We start from the raw sequence: 576 nt of genomic DNA, 5'->3' as shown, positions 1-576 counted from the left end.
CAAGATAGAATGCACCATTCTTAGGTAGGATGGTAAATTCTTTAATCTTTGAGCAGTCGATGTTTGATGGCATCGGCAGAAAGAACTCCGATATCCCAAACCACCTTCTAACTGTTAATCCCAGAGAGAATCTGAGCCGACCATCAACCAATGCTGGTCTTTGCGCGCCAGTATTTGGATAGGTTACTTTGAATAGCTTTGACCCTTTGAGATAGCTTGGCGGTTTTGGCTTGAAGTGTAATTTACCCTTAAAGTACAAATCTCTCAGTTCTTTAAAGGACTTAAATGCTTCTGCTACCGACATCAATGTTTGTTGCATTGGTGTTGATGGTAAGGACTGAGCGATTGCTGATTTTGAGACTGATGGTTCGTAAATTAGGTCAAACTTTCCATCTGGCAATTTGCTGGTTTTAAAAAATACCTGTCTGGCTAAGTAGACTCCATTTTTTTAGAGTTTGCCAGCCTGTTGACATAGGTATTCTAATATCGCTTTTGTTTCTGGATCTGGGTGTAGCAATATTTGCTGGACGCCTATGCTGTCTTTAGTCTTTGGCATGACTTGCGAGTTTGTTGACA

General features: G+C 40.8%; 1 pseudogene. It reads right to left on the bottom strand.

The features are described 5' to 3' along the window. Positions 1-556, bottom strand: a pseudogene (locus tag MiSe_RS54420) (nuclease/transposase family protein); the annotation flags it as partial. Between the last annotated feature and the right edge of the window lie 20 nt (positions 557-576).

Source organism: Microseira wollei NIES-4236 (assembly GCF_020521235.1).
Classification (GTDB): domain Bacteria; phylum Cyanobacteriota; class Cyanobacteriia; order Cyanobacteriales; family Aerosakkonemataceae; genus Microseira; species Microseira wollei.
The sequence above is the reverse complement of the archived record's forward strand: the minus strand, read 5'-3'. Positions and strand labels throughout refer to the sequence as shown.